Below are 21,550 nucleotides of genomic sequence, written 5' to 3'. Positions count from 1 at the left end.
AACCTATCTATCCTTCCTTACTTCCTCGAAGCGTCTCTTGAACATCTTTCCGGATTACTCCGGACCCAAGCCGTGAAAGCCAGAATACCATGAAAGACAGCTTGAGACCTCAGAGAATGAAACAAATCAAAAGTGTGAGTAGCATGAGGCAGTTCAATGTAAACAACGGGACTGTTAGTTTGCTCTCGCAAGCGGTTCACGAAACCACGGGCTTGTTCCACCGGCACAATCCGGTCCCGATCGCCATGGACTACAAAAAAAAGTGGTGCATTTTTATCAATATAGGCCATGGGCGATGAAGGTGCCACTATTTTTGTGGCAATTGACCCATAGTAGCCGCCCTGACAGATGACGGCTGTGATGATAGTATCTATGTCTTCGAAACCTGGCTGGAAGCGAGGGTCGTTTGGAGTGAGAGCTGCCATCGCGGCGATGTGAGCACCCGAAGAATTACCCGCTAAAAAGAGGACGCTAGGATCCGCACCATACTCCTCTCCGTGCTCGCGCACCCAGGCGATTACTTTCTTCACGTCAATCAAATGGTTAGGAAACGTGCCTTCGGAACCGAGACGGTAGTTGGCACTGATGCATACCCACCCTCTGCTCGCAAGTTCATACAGTAGAGGCAGCGATTGGCTGTTTTTTCGTCCGTTCACAAAGCTGCCCCCGTGTAAATGAATTAAGACGGGACCGCCATTCGAATGGGTTCGAGACCGGTAAACATCGAGTAAATTTCTTTCTCCCGCATCACCATAGCGGATATTCGTCTTTCTTTGAACATCAAAACGTCGGTTGAAGAACGGTCCCAGTAGTGCCTTGGCGGTAAACTTCTTCTGTGATTGCTTCTTCGTTTCTGCTGGTAGGAACGTTTGCCAGCCTTCTCCCAGACCGTCATCCAAGGTGCGACTGACTGCTGCAGCTGATTGCAAACCCCAGTAGATGATCACTACTAATCCCCCAACCACCAACAGAGCTAATCCAAACGCTATCTTCCCTACTGGATGAGCTAAATCTCCCTCGATGAAAGCCCAGATAGTCGCGCTAATTATCCAAAAAAGAGCAAAAAAGGGAACTTCATTGATCACTTCAAAATAAGTCCCAAAAGAGCGTAAAGCCCGATGCCAATGCGACGGCGCCACTACAAAATAAGTGCACCATGCGAGAAAAAGAACGGGAAGCAAGTAACCAAATGGTATGTTCGACATGATCATCAGCCTCTTTTCTTTTTTTATGGAGTGGTGCCCACTGTCAAATATTTTAGTTAGCGATTGAAGGAGGGTCACCTTGGTATAAATCATAAACAGTGCTTTTAGCTTTATCTACAGCAAACTTAGCATAGAGATGGTTTGCTGCTTGATCTGGTTCATCTGCTTCTATGTATACTGCTTCAGCCTGGTGCTCTTTACCCAACTCAATAATATAATTTAATAGCGCTTTTCCTATCCCTTTATTCTGGTGCAGAGGTTTGACCGCCATATCATAAATATAATAATAATCCTTCTCTGTATATAAGGAGGGCAGTACATATACCGTCATACCACCGATTACGACTCCATTATCGTTCTCACCCACAATAAATAAGACAGCAGGATGATCCATTAATCTTTGTAAAGCAACATCAGAAGGAAATGGATGCACTTCTTCGAATGCTTCACAGTAAACTTCAAAGAGACCTTTTAACTTATCAATATCCGCTTTTTCTAGATTATGTATTCTCATCTGGTGTGCTCCTTTTCATGTGTGTGGGGCAAGCGACATGATCCTATCCTTATCTCTGTTAATTAACAATGACCCCTTAGCAGCATACGTCTTTAAAGCATTGCATTTGCGTTGTATTGCTAAACACTTTAGTGATGCTCCTTAAATCCTGAGATAAAGCCTTGCATTACGCTTTAACAACGTATGATTTTAAAGCGTTGCGTTTACGTTGCATCACTAAACGCCTTAAAATTCATTAATCTTATTATATACTAAAGGTTCTTCAAAGAGTAAAACGTTGAAATATTATCTCCTTCTTTTATCACTGTATTTTTTGATATCAAGCGGTTCAAAATTCCGATCCTTTTTTGGGGATATCTTCTTTATACTAAGTGTTAATGCCTTCGTTAAAATATGCCATTTTCATTTTTATAATAACTATGTCAGATTTTATATTATATTGGTTAGTAAAAAGTATTTAAGAAAAGAGGTGTTAAATAGAACAATCAATAACACTCACTATACAAATTAAGTAGTATCTTATTTTTGTATATGTTACAATTTTAATATTAATAGGTAGTTCTTAAATATGGTTATAGTCAGCACTTGAAATATCCTATCAACACATGAATTTGCTTAAAACAAAACTGAGTAATTGAAAGGAGCCCATTTACAAGTAGTCTTACAGAAAATGTATCATAATTAAACTATCTTCTTTAATCTGAGGCCCCCTAAGAGAGTGGATTAGCCGTCGAGTAGCAGTGACGTTCATTATGTCTTTGCCATCCTATTAACATACAAAAATCCATAAAAATGAAAAGGCTTTCAAATTAGGTATATAGCGAAAGATGAAGATACGGATGTATAATTTGATTTTGACTTATAAAACATACTACGAATCACATTTCAAAAATGATTCTCTCTGATATATACGCAAAAAACCAAAATGCAATGCCTTCCCAACGAGAATGAAGTTTTGAAATAGGAAATTAAGTTTTTAATAGAGCACGCAAGAAGTCGTTTATTCAAAATGGTGAGTAGATAACTAATACTTCATATAAATGTTGCTAAACAAATTCTATTAATCAACAACCTATAACTTGAACTGAGTCAATGGCACGGTAGAAAAATGGACAAAAGTCATAGTAGTATCTAGATATTAAATAAAAAAGGACTGATTAAATGGTAGAGTTTATGGAAAATCCAGAAACAGCTAAAGGCAACGAGCTAATCAATACTCTCTTGTCGAATAAAGTTATGAGGGTAGATCGAAAAGAGTTTCTTTATTCATTGTTCAAAGACGAGGCTCGGTATGGGGATATCTCTCAAAATGGCCCAATAGACATTATTGAAGAAAACCAGATACATTCAATTGCTTTGAAACTTATCGATGAGACTACTTTAAAATCTTCTGCTGTTTCATTTGTTGCCGGCCTCCCTGGAGGAGTAGCGGCTTTTGCTACCATACCCGCTGATATTTTACAATTCTATGGTATGTCAATCAACCTAGCACAAAAACTTATGTACCTTTATGGTTACCCAGATATGTATAACGATGACAAACTGACAGAAGAAGGTAGAGCCGCACTAATAGTGTTCCTCGGAGTCATGCTTGGAGTCAGTGGGGCTAGTACAGCTGTTAAAGGTATTTCTACAGCCCTAGCAGGTCAAGCTGTAAAGAAACTCCCTCAACAAGCCTTAACAAAGACGGTTTATTATCCTATTATCAAAAAAACCCTTTCGAATCTTGGGGTTAAAGTGACCAAAAATTCTTTTGCAAAGTCTGTCTCAAAGGTGATTCCGGTCGTAGGTGGAGTTGTATCTGGTGGATTAACAATGGTAACACTAAAGCCTATGGGTAAAAAATTAAAAAACGCCTTACATGAAGGAGCTTTTAGCATTATAGAAGAGGTTGAGGTTATCTATGAAGTAGAACCTACAACCGTAACAGAAAATACACCATTCGCAAATCTAAAGCAGGCTAAAGAGCTGTTTGATTTAGGGATTATAGACGAATCGGAATTCACAGAGCTTAAAAATAGATACTTGTCAGAACTATAGAAGAATATCATATGAAAGAGAGTTGAAACAAACATGGGCTTATTTTCAACAATTCTCAAAAACTTTATCCCAGGGTCAAATGACAAGGTCTATAAGTGTAAAAAATGTGGAAGACAGATTATTACCATCTTCAACCCTACTGAACGTGGAGACCAAAAATGTCGATCACATGGAAAATGTCATTGGCAGAGAATCAAATAGCTAATAATAAATGAACAAGCTTAGTTGGAGCTCAACTAGGCTTGTTTTAATTCTCTTTTCAGAGTATAGATTTCCTTGTAATTAGAAATCCCCCGAACCCCCGACGAATTTAGAGGATATAAGACATTGAGTAAACACTCTAAGTGATGCATGTAGATGTTATTTTCATCATCATTTATGATACGCATGCCCCGCATTGATTCGAAATGCTCGATATATCTGCTCAGTCAGTACCATCCGAATTAACTGATGCGGCAAGGTGATTCTTCCAAAGCTAATTAACCAATCTGCTCTTTTCTTGACAGAATCAGCCAATCCCAATGATCCTCCAATGACAAATGTCACTTTACTACTACCATAAGTTGCGTAGTCATCGAGTTGCTTGGCCAAATCTTCTGAAGAAATCAACTTCCCTTCAATGGCTAAAACAATTACTTTTCTTTGCGCATCAATTCGGCTTAAGATTTTTTCGGCTTCTTTTTCTAAAACAAGCGCAATTTCTGTTTCTGACATATTATCTGCTGTTGGTTCATCCGCTACTTCAATGATGGAAAGATTAGCATACGTCTGCATGCGTTTTAAGTACTCAGCAATGCCTTGTTTTAAATATTTTTCTTTTATTTTGCCAACACTAATAATTTCAATTTGCATAGACTTCTCCTCTATTTCAATCTAGTTTAATAATAGCATTTTGATGTTGTTTTTTGTATGATAAATAATATATCCCTATAGTGTTAATTAATTTATTTATTGAAAGGGAAGATGTAAGTGGAAGCTCACTTTAAAATCTTTAACAAACTATCCCCTGCTGCAAAAATCTTATTGAGTTTTGTTCTTGTTGCGATTTTAGGAAGTTTGATTTTAGCATTACCAATCTTACAAAAGCCAGGTGTTGAGCATTCATACTTGAATCACTTATTAACCAGTATTTCTTTGATCTGTGTCTCAGGTATCGCATCAGTACCTATTTATGAAACATATAATACCTTTGGACAAATTGTTGTTCTAACTATCATTCAAATTGGAGGTTTAGGTGTCATTACCGTTTTAAACTCCAGTCTTTTTTTCCTACAACAATCTTTACCTTTAAGAGAGCAATATACCTTACAAATGTCAATAAATCGTCAAACCAATGATAACCTCCGACAATTTTTAACTTCAATTTATAAGTTAACTTTGTTCATCGAGTTCATTGGGGCTTTGGTTATTATGATTGATTTTATTCCACGTTTTGGTCTATCACAGGGGTCTTTTAATGCCGTATTTCTAGCTGTTTCTGCTTTTTGTAATTCTGGTTTTGATAACTTTAGTACGCAAAGTTTACAAGATTTTTCGGGAAATTATTTAGTTACTTTAACGGTTTCTGTCTTAGTCATCGCCGGTGGATTAGGGTTTTCTGTTTGGTTTGAATTGATTGATCGTTTCACACATTTAATTAAAGATAAACCACGTTCATTCAAAGTGTCATTTTACAATACGACTTATAATACCCGCTTGATTTTATGGATGACTGTTATTTTACTGGTTACAGGAACCTTTGTTATTTGGATAGCTGAATCACAAAATTCCGCAACTTTAGCAGATTTACCACTAAGCCAACAGTTTTTAAATAGTTTTTTCTTTTCAGTTAATTCGAGAACGGCTGGCTATACGACGATTCAATATGAACATACTTTACCGATTACCCGCTTTATCTTCATGTTATTTACCATTGTAGGGGGCGCTCCAGGTGGTACGGCAGGTGGGATAAAGGTAACGACTTTTGCGATTTTGCTTTTATTAATCCGAGCAGAATTAAATTCCTATTCAAAAGTTGTGTTCCGCAAACGTGTTATTCCTACACGGGTAGTACGGCAAGCTGTCTTAATTGTATTATTCTTCATTCTCTTTTTAATTGTCGGATATGGCTTACTAATTATGACCCATCCCTACCTAAACGCTTTAGATCTAATGTTTGAATCTGTTAGTGCAGTTGGTTCTTCGGGGATTTCAATCATTTTAACTGATCGCCTGAGCTATTTTGGGAGAATTGTCTTAGTCTTAATGATGTTCGCCGGGAGAATTGGACCGAGCACGATGTTAGTAGCTATTTTACAACGAAAGAACAAAGATATTTCTTACATTGATACCAATATTCAACTGGGATAAAAAAGGAGTAAATAGATGAAGTTCAAAACAGTAGGCGTTTTAGGGCTGGGCTTATTCGGTCGTGCCATCGCGATTGAAATGAGTAAATACGGCTGTGATGTCATTGCGATTGATAAAGATCCAGAAAATGTGCAACGCGTAGGCGATGAGGTTATGAGTGCTGCTATCGGTGATTTTACTGATCAAGAATTTTTAATGGATATTGGAATCGGCCATTGTGATGCGGTTGTCATTGCTACGGGGACGAATCTCGAAAGTTCTGTATTAGCCGTTTTACACTGTAAGAAATTAGGCGTGAAGCATATTATTGCCAAGGCGCGTAGTACTAATTATGAAGAAGTTCTGTATCAAGTAGGCGTTGATACTGTTGTAACACCCGAGTTAGATTCTGGTTTACAATTAGCATCTCGCCTGCTGCGTAATCATATTGAAGAAGTTTTACGTTTAGATGATGAAACATCGGTGATTGAATTTGAGGCACCTGAAAAATGGGTTGGTAAAACGATTCTCGACTTAGATCTTAGGCGTCGATACGATATTAACTTAATTGGTACACGAGCTGAAAAGGGACAGAAACTCAATCCAAATCTCGATATTAACAACCCGATAACATCTAAAACATTATTTGTCGCGATTGCTAATTCTCATATTTTTGAGCGTTATGACTACTTAAATAAATTAGTTTAGCGGCAGTTTTCTACTTTTTATCTGCTTATCGACAATTCTATCATCCAATCTGTGCATAAGTCTGTGGATAAGTTGCTATTTCCGTTTATAACTTCTAGTCTTTTGTATATTAATTAGGGACTTTCCTCGTATAGGTTAAAATCCCCCGTTAATTTAGACCCACTAATTTCAGCTGTTTTTCAATTTTTAACCCTAATTGTGTTTTCAACACTAGTTAGCTACAATTCACAAGACTTATCCACAGTTAAGCATTTTTGCCTGTGGATAAGTCTGTTTTTTGTGGATAAGTTAGCTACAATTCACTGTTTTTCTGAAAAAATACAGCTGGAAATTAGCAAAAAGCACAAAGTAATATTGGTAGAACAACTATTATTTTTTTTATGAAAATAAATACTAAATTCACTTATACGTAAAAAAATCCGAACTATTCAATTATAGTATTAAGAACGGACTGACGGACATCGAACGCTTAGTCCTTTAGGACTTAGAGTTCGAGTAGTCAGACGAGTCTGGAGACCAAGGCTCCAGACGGTTCCACTATAATTTGATAGTTCGGATTTTTGTAGTAACAATAAAACTTTAGATTCTTTTTATTCGATTTTAATTTTTTGAGTTATTTATTTAAAAGATTTTAGTTACCGTAACTTCTTTGTGTGTTGTTGCCGGCTTCTAAAACAAGTTCGAGTTGCATTGTTTCGCCTTCACGGATTACTTCAAGGGTAACTGTTTCACCAATACTATATTTATATAATTCTTTTCTTAAGTCAGATAAGTTGGTAATGGCTACATCATTCATACCAACGATGACGTCATAGCGTTCAACACCGCCTTTTTCGGCTGAGCTATTTGGTATTACTTGGTTAACGACAACACCATCTACCATATCTTCTTCAAGTTTTAAAACGTCTACTCTTGAACTTAAGGCAATTTCATTTAAGTTATAAGTTGCGACACCTAAAACTGGACGGATCACTTCACCATTAGCTTCTAATTGTTCGATAATGGAAGCTACGTCATTACTTGGAATAGCAAAACCCATCCCTTCAATTTGTGTTGAAGATAATTTACTTGAGTTGATTCCAATTAATTGACCGTCTTTGTTAACCAATGCACCACCTGAGTTACCTGGGTTAATGGCAGCATCGGTTTGTAGTAAGTTCATATCGTAGTCTGTATTACCATCGCCATCAGCATCTACTGGTACAATTCTTTCTAATCCTGAAACGATCCCTTGTGTTACAGAACTTGAGAATTCGCTACCTAAAGGTGATCCAATTGCAATAGCTAAAGATCCAACTTGAATAGCATCTGAATCAGCAAATTCTACGACAGTGGTTATATGTTCAGCTGAGACTCTTAAAACGGCTAAGTCACTAATTTCATCGGCACCAATGATTTCTGCTTGAACCACTTCACCATCAGCCATAATAATACTTACTTCTTGTGCACCATCAATAACGTGGTTATTCGTTACAACATAAGCAGAGTCGCCATCGATTTTATACACAACCCCACTACCTTGCCCAACTAAAGTTAAATTATCTTCTGGTTCACCTAATTCAATACCAGAGTAGTAACTAAAAATGGTTTCTTGACTGGGTACATATTGATAATTTGACACAGATACAACAGCATCACTAGTCTTTTCTACCGCCCCAATAATTGCGGATTCAAAGTCGACTAAGGTTTGCGATGCTTCTTCGGTTACTCCGTCTTCTCCCTGCATTTGCACTACAGGTATATTAAATACAAGTAAAGCTACAACTAATACCGTTACAACACTTCCTAATACGCCGCTAAAAAAAGATTTCCAAAAATGATTATTGCGATTTGAGTTTTCGTGTTTGTCCATAGACAAGCCCCTTTCTATATTTTATTGATACTTATATATTAACACCAAATAACGAATAAATTATGAAAAATGTTCAAAGTAATTCTTTAGAAATATAAAAAAATCCTCTATATTACTAGAGGATTGTGAAGAAAAATCTATATCATTTTTAACGGCGTCGCCTTTGCTGGATCCGTCATATGGACAAGAAAATCTTCATCCACTCCCAAATCATAAAAGCGCATCGTATTCACTGCCGTTGTCAGCGCTAATTCTTTGGTATTATTTTCACGACTCAAATGCCCTAAATAAATATCACTGGTCTGATTCCCAATTAAATCCACCATTGCTAAGGCACCATCTTCATTACTTAAATGGCCTTTATCACTTAAAATACGTTGTTTAACGGACCATGGGTATTTGCCATAACGCAACATTTCAATCTCATGGTTGCTTTCAATTAAATAAGCCGAGGCATTTTTTAATTGTGAACGTAGGCGATCGCTGACATAACCTGTGTCGGTCAACATCACAAATTGTTTCTTACCTTTTTGGAAGGCATAAAATTGTGGTTGAATCGCATCATGGCTCACATTGTAGGTTAATACATCTAAATCACCAAATGAAGTCATCGTATCGGCTTCAATGTAGCGTCGGTTATCTTCAGCAATGCCACCTATCATGTGCTCCATCGCTTGCCAAGTTTGACGGTTAGCATAAATAGGCAAATTGTATTTACGGGATAGGACCCCCACGCCATGGATATGATCTTTATGTTCATGAGTGACAAAAATACCATCAAGTTGGCTAATATCACGGTCAATTTCAGCAAACAACTGGTGGATTTTCTTTCCACTTAAACCTGCGTCGACGATAAAACGTTTTTGATTGGTTTCGACATAGGTACAGTTACCACTTGAACCGCTGGCTAGTATCGAAAAACGTAAGCTATCATCTACTTCTTGTATTATCGGTTGATTTGACAATATAAAGTCTTTATTCATTCAATCACTTTCTAATCATAAATTTTGTTCATTTAGAAGCCACCTGAACCTGATCCACCACCTGAACCACCACTTGAGCCTCCACCAAAGCCACCACCATAACCGCCAGAGTTACTTCCAGAATAAGAAGACGACGCGGGGGCGGATGATTGCACCGATTGATGAACCGAACGACTCATTGAACTAGTAAAAACATGTGGATGTGAATAAATCGTTGGTCCCATTTGTAATCGATTCAACTCGGTTTGGGTAAAGTTCAGTTGCATGGCTTCCACTACTTTGTCAGCTACGCCAAGGGAAACGGCATAAACAAGGAATTCTTCCCATAATTCTAAGCTAGCTACTTCACGCATTTCGAAATTTCCAATATTCTTTAACATGCTCGCAAATCCTTGCCACTCTTTCTGGCGGTATTCACTTTCTGGTGTTTGAATAGGATGTAAGGTCACACGAACGATCAATACGATGGAAGCAATAAAGCCTAGAATGCCAACTCCAATAACAATCAGTAGTAAGTTTACAAAACTAAAGCGGTAAAGGGATAAAATCATACCAGCTATCGCTAAACTGATTGATCCTAAAAGCGCCATGATAGCCCAGGTTAAAGCATAGGTCTGTTCTTTTTGTGGATTACGTAATTGTAATCCTTGGATCTCTACCGAGCTTGAAAAGCGTGTAAAAATATTAAACTGTTTTTTAGCATATTTTTTATCTTTTTTGGCTTTTTCTTCAATCTGTTCAAAGGTGATATTTTTTTCTTGACCGATTGGTCTAACATAATCTAAGGCGCGTTGCTCGTGCGTACGCAATAAATTACTATCAGGTTGATCTTCTAAAATAGTCACCCGAATGGTGTTGCTTTCACCGGATAAAAAGCCACGTTTTTCTTTAGGAACATCTTCAAGTTTAATATAACCTTTACGGGCTAAGTCTAAAATTGTTGCAGCAAAATCATCGGTTGAAGGTTTGTTTCGGAATACCGAAGTTGCCATAAGAGCCGGTGTAATATCCTCAGGTAAATAGTAGACATGTTCCGGTACTGGAAGTGGATTTGGATTTAACTTTTTACGACGGCTTAAATAATACCACCATGCAAAAAGCGGCCCAATAATCATGGCTGCAATAATTGCGATAATCCAGTAAGATAAATTTTTCCGACTTGATTCATAATTTTCTAATTCTACTAAACGGGCTGTTTCTTGTGCTTCAATAATTTCCTCTTTGCGGTCTTGATCCACAACATTTGGATTATTAGGTGTTAGCGCTGTTGGAAAGAGAATTTGCACTTCTACAAACTGGTTGGCAGGATTATTGGGCACTGTAATAGTCGCAATACTTCGACCACTACGTTCAATTTGATAGATTTCCCCTTGCGGTGCGCCGTGCGCCCATGTTCTAAAGTCTTCTCGGTTACTTACAATGGTTGGTAAAATAATTTCTGCGGTTACATCCATACGATAGTCTGTATTGGTTCCAATGATTTTACGGTTAAGTTCCGCTGTATCCTTATAGTTGGTCACCAATGCATCTAGCGTATATTTATAAATAAAGGCAACTTTTTCATCTTCTGAGGGATAGTAAACGCGAAACTCATACTCACCATTGCTTTCATTCACTAAGTACGTTTCTTCTGCACCTGTTGTATTTTCGGTAAAAAAGACGGGTTCATTGGTTTCTGGATCGATAATACCAACATCATACTGGCTGACTTGATAGCCTTCGGAATCTAAGGTAAATATCGCCCCATTCATATAGTCAACATCATAGTATTGAATATCTGTAAACTGGACGCTTCCATCTGCTCGAATTTCAGCGGTAATATCTTGTTGATAAATATCAAAGTTCACATCTTGCGCACTGACATAGAAGCCGGGAATCATTATCGCCATAAGAAAACCCAGAGTTAACAAAAGGCTAAGCATTCGTTTCATCATTTTCACCCTCTCAATAGATTCATTTACCATTTTACCAGTTTTTCGGATCGATTCATATCTATATACTGAAACATTTCGATTGGGTCATAAGTGTTCTTCATGAAGCGGAAAGGATAGAATGATTGCTAAGCCCTTTCCCTCTATCGATTCAGCTGTTAGCTTAATCGCTAAATCTTCCGCTAGTTGTTTGACTAAATGCAAGCCCATGCCTGTTGAACTAGACCCGTGTCCCGTAAAAGCTTGGTCAAAGATAAAGGGCAAATCTTCTTTTTCTACACCGGGACCATTGTCTTCGATTCTAAGTGTAGCAGTGGTATTTATTTGGTTGAGGGTGAAGATTAGTTCTTTTGGTTCAGTGTGAACGTATTTGACGCTGTTGTTAATGAGCTGGCTCAAAATAAATATCAGGCTTTTTTTATCAGAGACCACTCTTGCCGCCTGCCCTTGGATAGTTGATTTGAAGGCTGTTTCTTGTAAAATAGAGGCATTTTCAGCCAAGGCTAAATGGATGACAGATGTTAATTCCAAAGTTTCGAAGCGGTAATCGCGGTGGGATGAGTTCATGCGGGCGTAATATAATATTTGGTCGACATGGTTTTTAATTTGATTGCGAGCATGGACCATTCGCTCGAGTACGATAGGCGACATTTGATCCGAACGATTTTCGATCACTAACGAAATAAGGGCGAGTGGCTTTTTGATTTCATGGACCCATTCTTCAATATAATTTTTGTATTGCTTCAATTCGATGTTTTGTTGGTTGAGTTGATCGTCTTTTTGCTTTAAGGACGCCAAAAGAACCTTTAGCTGGTCTTGTGCAGCTAAAGGTAATTCGTTTAACCATTGTCTTTCGTTGTAGTCGTTTTGTTCCTGCCAAAATGCTTGTGCCGCTTCATCTAGTTGGCGGTATTTTTGAGCATTTAGCATGATGGGGATGAAAGCCAATGGGATCGGAAGGGCGATGATAATAAATTGAACGGATGTCCAAGCCTCAAGATCCATTAGCCAAGTGAAAAGACTAAAACATAGAACTAAGGCAACATATGTAATCAACCAATATCTTGCTTCTTTAATTGCTTGCCATAAATATTTCATTTCTAACAATAACCAACCTATTCTATTCAATCATTAATTGATAGCCTTGTCCTCGAATTGTTTTCACCGCTTGGTCAAGACCTAATTCCTGTAAATTTTTTCTTAGCCTTCCAATATTAACTTGTAAGGTATTATCGTCAATATATTCATTGGTCCCCCAGACCAAAGTCGTTAGTTCTTCTTTGGTGACACTGTTCGGATAGGCTTGCATTAACGCTTGTAGTAACTTGCCTTCGTTTTGCGTGAGGACTTTAATTTGATTGCCTACATATAAGCTGTAGGTTTGTTGGTCCAGTTGCAAAGGTCCGATTTTAATGAGATGAGTAAAAGCAATCGTCCGTCTTAAAATACTTTGAATCCGTGCTAGTAATTTTTCTTTTTGAACGGGCTTTGTTATGTAATCATCTGCACCTAATTCAAGTGCGCGTAATTCGTCTTTTAATAGGTCTCGCGATGTTAAAATAAGGATTGGCATATTGGTTGTAGCGGTTAATTGTTTACATATTTCAAAGCCAGATTGACCAGGTAAATTTAAATCTAAGAGTAATAAATCAGCTTGATGACTTTTAATCGTTTCTACTATTTGTTCATCAAATTGTTTAATAGCAATCGTCTGATAGTCGGCTTTTTCAAGCATATAGACGAGCTCTTGTTGTAACATGGCATCATCTTCTACAATGATAATGGTTGTCAAGGCAGTCCCTCCTTTATTGCAGGGATATTTATTAGTGGGTTTGATACAGTTGTTTTTGGACGTCTTGTTTGGAGGCGCGATAAATAAGGTAGGCGTAGCCGAACAAGATGCCGAGTAAGATTAAAACCATGGTAACAATAATCATGTAGGATTGCCAGTTAATTGTGACAAAGTCGACTTCCAAACTAAACAACTGATTCATGGATCGGATAGCAACGGCTGCGCTGATAATCGCTGGGATTAAGGGGGTTAGAAAGGTCCACTTCACTTGTTGGCGCACCGAGTGATTGATTTGTTTTGGTTTAGCTCCTAAAAAGAGGAGGGTTTGGTAGCGGCGGTTATTTTGTTTGAGTTGGGTCAGAAACTGCAAGCCGATTACGGTACAGGCAATGATTAAAAAGACCACGGCTAGATAAACAAAAATAAAGCTACCGGATGCGATATAAAATAATTGACGGCCAAATGTATTAAGAAAGCTTTCAAAGGCAAAGTTATGTTCTGAAAGCATCATACTCATCTCTTCTGACGCAAGCATTAGGCCTTTATCGTCAATGACCGCTTCAGGTAATTTGAAATTCCAATAGATAGAACGAAGATCAGCTTCTGTGTAACGTTCAAATATTTGATCATTCACGATTAAAGCAGTGAAGCTTACAATCGCAATATCAGTCACTAAGTCTTTTTGAAGTGCATGTGGCATAATTTCGATAGGGCGTCCATCAAAATATAGTAAAGTTATGTCTTCATGTTGAGCTTCTTCAAGCTCTTGGTTAAGTTGCTCGTTTTGAATGGAGGGATGAGTATAATAAATCATTTGATTTTCAGCAAGTGTAATGGTTTGTTCACCAGCCGCTTGTAAGAGACGATTATAGGCCGAGATAGGAATCAAGCGTACTCCCAATTCGTCTCTTCGAATTAAGTTCAAAACATATTCCTTGGGTAATTGGTCAGGAGACAGTGAAATATTCAGTGAGGGGTGACTGTATCTGGCTTGTAAATCCCTTGGAAGACCGGCAATTAGACATTCCTTAAAGGGTGTGAAATCAAATTCTGCTGAAGTGTGAGCTTCTACTAAAGGATTAAGATGCACTAATTTCCCATCACTTTCCGCTTGTGTTAGAACATTTTTGATTTCAGCATTTTCTTCTTGGTCATAAGCTACAACTGTAAAATCATAGACCGCTGAAGGTAAGTTCAGATTATCCGAAGCAGAAATAATAATCGAAGCCCCCTCACTCAAACTAACCATCGCCACCATCAATAACAAAGAAGCCGCCGCAATATTAGTGGACCGCGCTGTAATTCCCTCTTGAATTTGCCTTCGAGTAAATATCTCCAGTCCTTGCGTTGTGTTGTTGCTCGACCTGGTGGATTGGCGGTTTAATAAAGCTGCTGCCCCACGAATCACAGCGATTGTCCCGATTATTCCAAGTGGCATGGCTACTGCCAGCTTAGTAAAACTGGCTTCTTCAAAGCCAACAATCGCAAACCAGTAAGTAGTGAGTAATATGATGCAACCAGAAATAAAAAAGATAATGTTCGTTTGTTTTGACCGTGTTTTCTGCTTAGCGGTTACTTGTCCGTCCAGTAGTTTTTTCACTTCGGGACGGAAAATGCGAATGGTTGAGAAAAATAAGGCAAGCAGCTGGATGCCCACATATCCCACTAAAGTATAAAGCGACGCTTCTAGCGAAAAACTAAATTGATGCCCAATAATCCCTTGCCCAATTAAACGTGCTGTTACTAAACTGATTAACTCAGATAATAACAAACCAGCAGCAATACCAGCGATTAAAGTGAAAGTAGTGGTGATTAGGGCTTCCGCCCATAACATCAACCACAAACGACCATGTCTCATCCCTAATAATAAATACACCCCAAACTCCCGACTGCGTCGGTCAATTTGATAGCTATTAGCAAATAAGACTAAAATAAAAAGCAGGAATAATGTAAAAATATACAATAAAGGCAAGTATGACAACATCTTATCAAGAGCAGCATTTTCAAAGCCACGTAAAAAACGAAAGACCGCTTGGTTTTCTAAGGATAAGATAATATAAAATGCCGCGACCGCCGTCACCAACGTTAAAAAATAAATCCCATTTTCCTGACGCGCCCGTTGTGCTTGTCGAACAATAAGCTTAAAGAACATTGGCACTTCCTCCTCCTAACTGAGAGACGACTTGCAAAATCCGCTGATAAAAAGCATCTTTTCTTTCGTCTGCTTTACGGCGCAATTCATGAAAAATAACCCCATCCTGAATAAATAATATCCTAGAACAATAAGAGGCTGCATTCGCATCATGGGTCACCATCAAAATGGTACGTTGCATTTGTTGGTTAATACCGTTTAATTTTTCCATTAAGTTTTTCGCAGACCGAGAATCCAATGCTCCTGTCGGCTCATCCGCTAAGATAATCGACGGATTCATAATTAAACTCCGCGCGGCCGCCACCCGTTGCTTTTGCCCACCTGACAATTGGCTTGGAAACTGCTCAAGCACGTCTTGCACATCAAAATATTCCGCAATAGCTTCCACTTGCTCCTTTTGCTCTTTGACCGAACGCCCATGAATCGACAAAGGTAACATAATATTCTCCCGCGCCGTCAAATTATCTAATAATTCAAACGCCTGAAAAAGATAACCAATCTGATTACCACGAAAATCAGCTAAATCACCCCGGCTGAAATTACTAATATTTTCCCCATTTAAAAAGATTTGTCCCGCTGTTGGCCTGATAGTCGTCGCGATACAATTCAACAAAGTCGACTTCCCCGATCCACTCGGTCCCATTATCCCCAAAAATTCACCATCCAACACATCAAAACTAATCCCAGCCAAAGCCGCCGTCGGTGTCCCAGCCTGATTATATATTTTCTCCAAATCTTTAATTTCTAATATGCGCTTCACTTGCATCCACTCCCTTATACTTCTACTTTAAAATAAATATCTGCAAATGAACACGAACAAATTTTGTCAGCTTGTCTTGGGAGCCTAATTGTTCAGGTGGGATGTTGACTCGATGGGAATTAGATGGTTATTAGATGGGGATTGGTTTGTTTAGTGGCTAAATAGACGGAATAGTAGGCCGAAATCGTCTATTTAGGGCCTAATCCGACGAATAACAGGCTAGGTTGCGTCTAATCCAGGCCAATCTGACGAATAGCAGGCAGCTTTTCGTCTGATCCAGGGCCAATCTGACGAATAACAGGCTAGGTTGCGTCTGATCCAAGGCTGATCTGACGAACAATAAGCTAGATTTCGTCTGATCCAAGGCTGATCTGACAAATAACAGGCTAGGTTGCGTCTGATTCAAGGCTGATCTGACGAATAGTAAGCTAGGTTGCGTCTAATCCAGGGCCAATCTGACGAATAACAGGCTAGGTTGCGTCTGTTCCAGGGCCAATCTGACGAGTAACAGGCTAGGTTGCGTCTGATCTAGGGCCAATCTGACGAATAACAGGCAGCTTTCGTCTGATCTATGGCTAATCTGACGGATAACAGGCAGCTTTTCGTCTGATCCAAGGCCAATCTGACGGATAACAGGCAGCTTTTCGTCTGATTCATGGCTGATCTGACGAACAACAGGCAGCTTTTCGTCTAATCCAAGACTGATCTGACGAATAATAAGCTAGGTTTCGTCTGATTCAAGGCTGATCTGACGAATAATAAGCTAGGTTTCGTCTAATCCAGGGCCAATCTGACGAATAACAGGCAGCTTTCGTCTGATCTATGGCTAATCTGACGAATAACAGGCAGCTTTTCGTCTAATCTAGGGCAATCTGACGGATAACAGGCTAGGTTGCGTCTGATCCAGATCTATTCTGACACATAATAGACATTTTTACATCAGAACCGCAACTTATCCAATTTACACAATTATATGGACTAGACTAGATACTAGGGCACAATCGTCTGTTTACTCCACCTTCTCCCAATCCCACCTAAAAAGCACAAGTAAGACTAGAGATAACCAGCCTTGCTTGTGCTTCATGCAGTGATATTTAATTGGTGGCTCGACGGACGAGGACTTCACCTCGCATGGCGTCGACTAGCATAGACCCGACTTGGCCGTCGCTGTAAGAGTAGACCACATTCCAAACGGGCGAAAAGATTTGGTAGTCATTTAAGCCGGAATATTGGGCGTAACTCAAGGTAATGTGGACGACATAAGCGTTTGACGGAATGAAGGTTTGGAGGCGGTTGTCTAGGACTTCCAAGGAATTTTCTTGGGAAATCAGTTGAAACGGACTGTCCTCGCTGATCGGAACCAGGTCATTCACATAGGTTTGACGATAGCTTTGCAAGTTGTAGTCTTCATCCAGCGAAATACGGATTTCGGCAGAACCATCAACAATAGGGGCTCCATCATAGGCACTCATCCAAAAAACGATTATACGGTTTGAAGGGACATACCACCATTGGCGGTATTCTTCCCCATTGATAAAAAATTCATCTTGCGACAAATAGTTGTCCATCAAATAACGGGCTTGGTCGACCGAAAGGCCAGCGGTATCGGCTGTAATTAGACCTTCCAAGTTAATGGGTTCGACGAAAGTACTTTCTAGCACACCGTTGTCAGAAACCGTCGTAATTTGATTGACTAATTGATTCACATTGTCGCGTAAGACGGTATTGTAGTCAGCCTTTATTAAAGGCAAACTTTCGATTTCAGTCGACAATTCTTGATTCAAAGTGATGCCACGGCTATCCAAACGCTCTTCAATGGTCACAAATTCTTGGTTGTTGACCGAATGCTGACTGCCAAAATCCACCTGCGCCAACAATTGATACACTAAATAAATATCAAAAACGAAAAAGAAAACAATTAACAAAATCTGAATTCGTTTATAGTCCATTTAATGCACCTCCTTGCGCCAATCGGTAAGTAGCGCTTTGGTCTAGCCAACTGACTTCATCATCGGATTCTGTTTCGGCTGCACCTTCTTCGGCTTCTTCCATCAATTGATTAATGACACCATTACTAATTTGTTCCAGTGAGTAATAAGTGCCTTGGTAATTAAAAAACCAAGCAGGCATAAAGTTCACTTTTGACATATTCTCCATTTCTGGCAACCACTGGTAACCTAGGGTCACATTTGAGAAGTCTCTAAAGCTGAGGCCTTGTTGGTTTAAAACACCGACCATTTCTTCTGCGGTTTCCAATTGGACCGCTTCTGATTGGTCGTCAATTTTAGCCAACAAACGAACAGCCGAACTTTGAAGGCGAGCGACCACACTGTTGTTATTTAAGTCATTGTTACTATTTTCTAAATAAATAATCGTGCTACCATAAGGTGTAATGCGGTTTTGAAAATAAATCGGTAGCCCATTTAGGTAACGGCGGAAAATAATCATGTCCCCTACTTGATCGCTATAACGAATCCCTTCTTCCCAAAAGTCAAAGTCTGACACGAGGTTTAACCCTAAGCGAATGCGTTGATCAAAATTCATCCTTACTTGATCTTCTGGGGTTGTGTACTCAATATTAAAGGTTTGCGTAACCGTATCGAAGGTTAAGACAGTATCTAAACTTTGATAGGTACTGACTGTTTGCGAATTGGAAGGGGATAAACGAATAAAGCGTGTATTATGGTCTCCAAAAACCAAATCAGTATAGATGGTTTCTGGGATGACTTGTAATAAATACTCTTCCATATCTAAAGTTAAACCATTAAGTGGTAAATAGACAAATTCTTCATTGGCAATAGGGAATCGGTCTGCCTGCATCCATAGATTTCTTGACTCTTGCGCAAGTTCGTGGAGATTAAGCGCAAAGTAATTCGCAACTTCCACCTCCAAAAAGGACTGCTGGCTACTGTTCATCAAGAAAGCCTGATTACTTTTTCCGAAGGGAACCACGATTCTATCAAAGGTATACGCCGGTTGTTGGTTATCTTGAATTTCTAAATAATGATCCATCGTAACAATGGGAAAATCATTGGCAAAAACAAACTGGACATGATTTTCATTTAGATGCTGGTAAAATAAATCCGAATCTTCTACAACTACACTCTCAGAAACAACCAATTGATTCGAACGCATTTGCGCAACTAACGAACTAATCAAGTCCACATCATGTACCACATAGACTTCCTCGGTTTCATTAATGACAACTTTCGTAGGATATAAAGTATTGGTCAAACTCGTACGCGTATTATTGTCATAAAAATCACTGGTGTAATTATCCTCACCCACAATTTGGGTGGTTTCTTCTACACGCGTATCCATAAACAACTGGTAAAAAGGAATGGCATCAAAAATAAGGAAATAGGTTAGAAATAAACTGGCCGCAATGACAATGGCTAAGATAATCGACATCCAAGGTAGTTTTTTCATTAGTCATCCCACCCCTCGTCTATGATTTCAAAGATTTCGTAAGGTAATTCAAAGATAAACGAAGAACCGTAACCTTCACGACTCTCCACCCAAATTTTTCCACCATGCAACTCAATCACTTCTTTAGAAATCGCTAAACCAAGACCCGTCCCACCTTGATCACGTGATCTGGCCTTATCAACCCGATAAAAACGCTCAAACAAATGCGGCAAGTCCTTTTGCGGAATCCCAAGCCCTTGGTCACGCACAATCGTTGTCACCTTATTATGGGATTCTTGAATACTAATAAATATCTCCCCGCCTGCCGGCGAATATTTAATCGCATTGTTAATCAAGTTATCAATTACTTGCGTCATTCGGTCTTGGTCCATTTCAATATAAATATCTGAAGTGGTAAACTCACGATTAATCACGAAGCCTTTTGAAGTTTTTCCACTTTTCAACATAAATTCAAAGCGGTCAATAATATGATTCATGACGCGTTTATAATCTAATAATTCCATTTCAGGTTTAATTTGACCACCATCAAGTTTCGATAAGTCCAGTAGGTTCCCAATCATCCGAATCATACGGTTCGTTTCAGATTGGATTACTTCAATAAATTGAGGTGCAATGACTGGATCTTCCCATGCCCCATCTGAAAGGGCTTCGGAGTAACTTTTAATCGACGTTAATGGGGTTCTTAATTCATGCGAAACATTGGAGACGAAATCGCGTCGCTCTTGTTCCGTTTTTTCTTGTTCTGTCACATCGGTAAGCACACAAACTAGACCTGTAACAAAACCAGTATCTCGGCGGATTAATGAGAACTCTGCTTTTAAAATGGTTTGAATCTTACCATCACTGCGGTTCATTAATACTTCTTGGTCGCTTGTTAGTAAGGTTTCTAAGGTAACCTGATTGGTAATATCCAATAAACTTAAAATCGAGATCCCAATGGCTTTTTGATGTGGGACATTGAGTAAAGAAAGCGCACGGTTATTTACTAAAATAATATTACCGCGACGGTCTGTTGCCAACACCCCATCCGTCATATGGCGTAAAACACCATCCAAACGCTGTCTTTCCGACTCGGTTAATTCTTGGGCTTCTTTAACTTTGACCGCCACATCATTGATGGTCATGGCTAATTCTCCAAGCTCATCTTGGCCATAAACCGTTGCTGGGTAATCATAGTTACCTTCAGAAATACGGATTGCCTGCTGGCGAATATTTTCAATCGGCCGCGTTAAACCTTGTGAAAGAACGATTGAAACAATAAAAGTAAGCAAGACAGAAAAGACAGCTGATTGGATGAAGACGACCATAATATCACCTGTCTGTTCATATATTTGTGTCATATCCGCTACAGCATGAATAACCCCGAGCAGTTGATTATTATCCAATGAAATCACTGGCTGTATGACGGTATATTGTTGGATACCTGAAATGGGGTTATACAATTCTGCAACGTATGAACGTTGATTTAAAAAAACTTGGTTAATCTCATTGCTATTCATCCGTCGACCAACCGCATTGGCCACATTGGTCTCATTTGTGGCAATCACATAACTTTGCGGATTGATCACTTGATAAACAGCATTCGATTGTTGAAAAGAGTCCAAGACCTGATTCATTCTCGAATAACGATCATCATTCGACAGAGTGGTATCACTTAGAATCGGTCGGACATTATTCATTAACAAATCCACTTGTGTATTAACGGTTTCTTTGTAGTTATTGGCTGTTTGCGTTTCTAATTGGTCCACAAAGAAAACAGCAATAAACTGAAAAGCAATCATTAAGATAAAAATAAATAATAGTGGAATTTTAATGTAGATTGACTGAAATATAGAAAAGGGACGCTTCATCTTCTC

Annotated in this window: 16 protein-coding genes; 3 read left to right on the top strand and 13 right to left on the bottom strand. The window is 38.9% G+C overall.

Annotation, left to right across the window (positions count from 1 at the left end; genetic code table 11):
• Positions 1 to 17 precede the first annotated feature (17 nt).
• Both ACTQ54_RS07630 and ACTQ54_RS07625 read right to left on the bottom strand, forming a co-directional pair.
• Positions 18 to 1,298 (bottom strand): alpha/beta hydrolase, encoded by a 1,281-nt coding sequence (locus tag ACTQ54_RS07630; protein ID WP_441755633.1) that lies wholly within the window; start codon positions 1,296 to 1,298, stop codon positions 18 to 20.
• Positions 1,258 to 1,719: a GNAT family N-acetyltransferase gene (locus ACTQ54_RS07625; protein ID WP_441755631.1), complete on the bottom strand. Its 462-nt coding sequence runs from the start codon at positions 1,717 to 1,719 to the stop codon at positions 1,258 to 1,260. The genes ACTQ54_RS07630 and ACTQ54_RS07625 overlap by 41 nt, the downstream gene beginning before the upstream one ends.
• 1,161 nt (positions 1,720 to 2,880) lie before the next feature.
• Between ACTQ54_RS07625 and ACTQ54_RS07620 the strand changes: the two genes are divergently transcribed.
• Complete coding sequence (locus ACTQ54_RS07620) at positions 2,881 to 3,759, top strand: bacteriochlorophyll 4-vinyl reductase (protein ID WP_441755629.1); 879 nt, start codon at positions 2,881 to 2,883, stop codon at positions 3,757 to 3,759.
• A gap of 372 nt (positions 3,760 to 4,131) precedes the next feature.
• Here ACTQ54_RS07620 and rlmH read toward each other — a convergent pair whose 3' ends face one another.
• Positions 4,132 to 4,611 (bottom strand): 23S rRNA (pseudouridine(1915)-N(3))-methyltransferase RlmH, encoded by a 480-nt coding sequence (rlmH, locus tag ACTQ54_RS07615; RefSeq protein WP_441755627.1) that lies wholly within the window; start codon positions 4,609 to 4,611, stop codon positions 4,132 to 4,134.
• A 117-nt stretch (positions 4,612 to 4,728) separates the two neighbouring features.
• Here rlmH and ACTQ54_RS07610 point away from each other — a divergent pair, with 117 nt between their 5' ends.
• Both ACTQ54_RS07610 and ACTQ54_RS07605 read left to right on the top strand, forming a co-directional pair.
• Positions 4,729 to 6,108 (top strand): TrkH family potassium uptake protein, encoded by a 1,380-nt coding sequence (locus ACTQ54_RS07610; RefSeq protein ID WP_441755626.1) that lies wholly within the window; start codon positions 4,729 to 4,731, stop codon positions 6,106 to 6,108.
• Between the two features lie 15 nt (positions 6,109 to 6,123).
• Positions 6,124 to 6,795: a potassium channel family protein gene (locus ACTQ54_RS07605; RefSeq protein ID WP_441755624.1), complete on the top strand. Its 672-nt coding sequence runs from the start codon at positions 6,124 to 6,126 to the stop codon at positions 6,793 to 6,795.
• Positions 6,796 to 7,426: 631 nt separating this feature from the next.
• Here ACTQ54_RS07605 and ACTQ54_RS07600 read toward each other — a convergent pair.
• The 10 genes from ACTQ54_RS07600 to walK all read right to left on the bottom strand — a co-directional run bounded on the left by ACTQ54_RS07600 (position 7,427) and on the right by walK (position 21,544).
• Positions 7,427 to 8,647: a S1C family serine protease gene (locus ACTQ54_RS07600; RefSeq protein WP_441755622.1), complete on the bottom strand. Its 1,221-nt coding sequence runs from the start codon at positions 8,645 to 8,647 to the stop codon at positions 7,427 to 7,429.
• Positions 8,648 to 8,784: 137 nt separating this feature from the next.
• Complete coding sequence (locus ACTQ54_RS07595) at positions 8,785 to 9,630, bottom strand: MBL fold metallo-hydrolase (RefSeq protein WP_441755620.1); 846 nt, start codon at positions 9,628 to 9,630, stop codon at positions 8,785 to 8,787.
• A gap of 32 nt (positions 9,631 to 9,662) precedes the next feature.
• Positions 9,663 to 11,564: a DUF2207 family protein gene (locus ACTQ54_RS07590; RefSeq protein WP_441755618.1), complete on the bottom strand. Its 1,902-nt coding sequence runs from the start codon at positions 11,562 to 11,564 to the stop codon at positions 9,663 to 9,665.
• A gap of 84 nt (positions 11,565 to 11,648) precedes the next feature.
• Positions 11,649 to 12,659 carry a sensor histidine kinase gene (locus ACTQ54_RS07585; protein WP_441755677.1) on the bottom strand — a complete coding sequence of 337 codons (1,011 nt, stop codon included), beginning with the start codon at positions 12,657 to 12,659 and terminating at the stop codon, positions 11,649 to 11,651.
• Positions 12,660 to 12,681: 22 nt separating this feature from the next.
• Positions 12,682 to 13,353 carry a response regulator transcription factor gene (locus tag ACTQ54_RS07580; RefSeq protein WP_441755616.1) on the bottom strand — a complete coding sequence of 224 codons (672 nt, stop codon included), beginning with the start codon at positions 13,351 to 13,353 and terminating at the stop codon, positions 12,682 to 12,684.
• 31 nt (positions 13,354 to 13,384) lie between these two features.
• Positions 13,385 to 15,505, bottom strand: coding sequence for an ABC transporter permease (locus ACTQ54_RS07575; RefSeq protein ID WP_441755614.1), 2,121 nt, complete (start codon positions 15,503 to 15,505; stop codon positions 13,385 to 13,387).
• Positions 15,495 to 16,265 (bottom strand): ABC transporter ATP-binding protein, encoded by a 771-nt coding sequence (locus ACTQ54_RS07570; RefSeq protein WP_441755613.1) that lies wholly within the window; start codon positions 16,263 to 16,265, stop codon positions 15,495 to 15,497. Before ACTQ54_RS07570 ends, ACTQ54_RS07575 begins: the two co-directional genes overlap by 11 nt.
• Before the next feature lie 1,094 nt (positions 16,266 to 17,359).
• Positions 17,360 to 18,214 carry a two-component system regulatory protein YycI gene (gene yycI, locus ACTQ54_RS07565; protein WP_441755612.1) on the bottom strand — a complete coding sequence of 285 codons (855 nt, stop codon included), beginning with the start codon at positions 18,212 to 18,214 and terminating at the stop codon, positions 17,360 to 17,362.
• Positions 18,204 to 19,694: a two-component system activity regulator YycH gene (gene yycH, locus ACTQ54_RS07560; RefSeq protein WP_441755611.1), complete on the bottom strand. Its 1,491-nt coding sequence runs from the start codon at positions 19,692 to 19,694 to the stop codon at positions 18,204 to 18,206. The genes yycI and yycH overlap by 11 nt, the downstream gene beginning before the upstream one ends.
• Positions 19,694 to 21,544 (bottom strand): cell wall metabolism sensor histidine kinase WalK, encoded by a 1,851-nt coding sequence (gene walK / locus ACTQ54_RS07555; RefSeq protein WP_441755609.1) that lies wholly within the window; start codon positions 21,542 to 21,544, stop codon positions 19,694 to 19,696. Before walK ends, yycH begins: the two co-directional genes overlap by 1 nt.
• Positions 21,545 to 21,550: the final 6 nt, after the last annotated feature.

The sequence above is a fragment of the Fundicoccus sp. Sow4_H7 genome (genome assembly GCF_052115865.1).
GTDB lineage: Bacteria > Bacillota > Bacilli > Lactobacillales > Aerococcaceae > Fundicoccus_A.
This window is presented reverse-complemented; position numbering and strand designations above follow the sequence as displayed.

Bases quoted from the DNA above. Each gene is read 5' to 3' on its own strand.
- ACTQ54_RS07630 (WP_441755633.1), bottom strand. From the start codon at position 1,298: ATGATTTATACCAAGGTGACCCTCCTTCAATCGCTAACTAAAATATTT.
- ACTQ54_RS07625 (WP_441755631.1), bottom strand. From the start codon at position 1,719: ATGAGAATACATAATCTAGAAAAAGCGGATATTGATAAGTTAAAAGGT.
- ACTQ54_RS07620 (WP_441755629.1), top strand. From the start codon at position 2,881: ATGGTAGAGTTTATGGAAAATCCAGAAACAGCTAAAGGCAACGAGCTA.
- rlmH (WP_441755627.1), bottom strand. From the start codon at position 4,611: ATGCAAATTGAAATTATTAGTGTTGGCAAAATAAAAGAAAAATATTTA.
- ACTQ54_RS07605 (WP_441755624.1), top strand. From the start codon at position 6,124: ATGAAGTTCAAAACAGTAGGCGTTTTAGGGCTGGGCTTATTCGGTCGT.
- ACTQ54_RS07600 (WP_441755622.1), bottom strand. From the start codon at position 8,647: ATGGACAAACACGAAAACTCAAATCGCAATAATCATTTTTGGAAATCT.
- ACTQ54_RS07595 (WP_441755620.1), bottom strand. From the start codon at position 9,630: ATGAATAAAGACTTTATATTGTCAAATCAACCGATAATACAAGAAGTA.
- ACTQ54_RS07590 (WP_441755618.1), bottom strand. From the start codon at position 11,564: ATGATGAAACGAATGCTTAGCCTTTTGTTAACTCTGGGTTTTCTTATG.
- ACTQ54_RS07585 (WP_441755677.1), bottom strand. From the start codon at position 12,659: ATGAAATATTTATGGCAAGCAATTAAAGAAGCAAGATATTGGTTGATT.
- ACTQ54_RS07575 (WP_441755614.1), bottom strand. From the start codon at position 15,505: ATGTTCTTTAAGCTTATTGTTCGACAAGCACAACGGGCGCGTCAGGAA.
- yycI (WP_441755612.1), bottom strand. From the start codon at position 18,214: ATGGACTATAAACGAATTCAGATTTTGTTAATTGTTTTCTTTTTCGTT.
- yycH (WP_441755611.1), bottom strand. From the start codon at position 19,694: ATGAAAAAACTACCTTGGATGTCGATTATCTTAGCCATTGTCATTGCG.
- walK (WP_441755609.1), bottom strand. From the start codon at position 21,544: ATGAAGCGTCCCTTTTCTATATTTCAGTCAATCTACATTAAAATTCCA.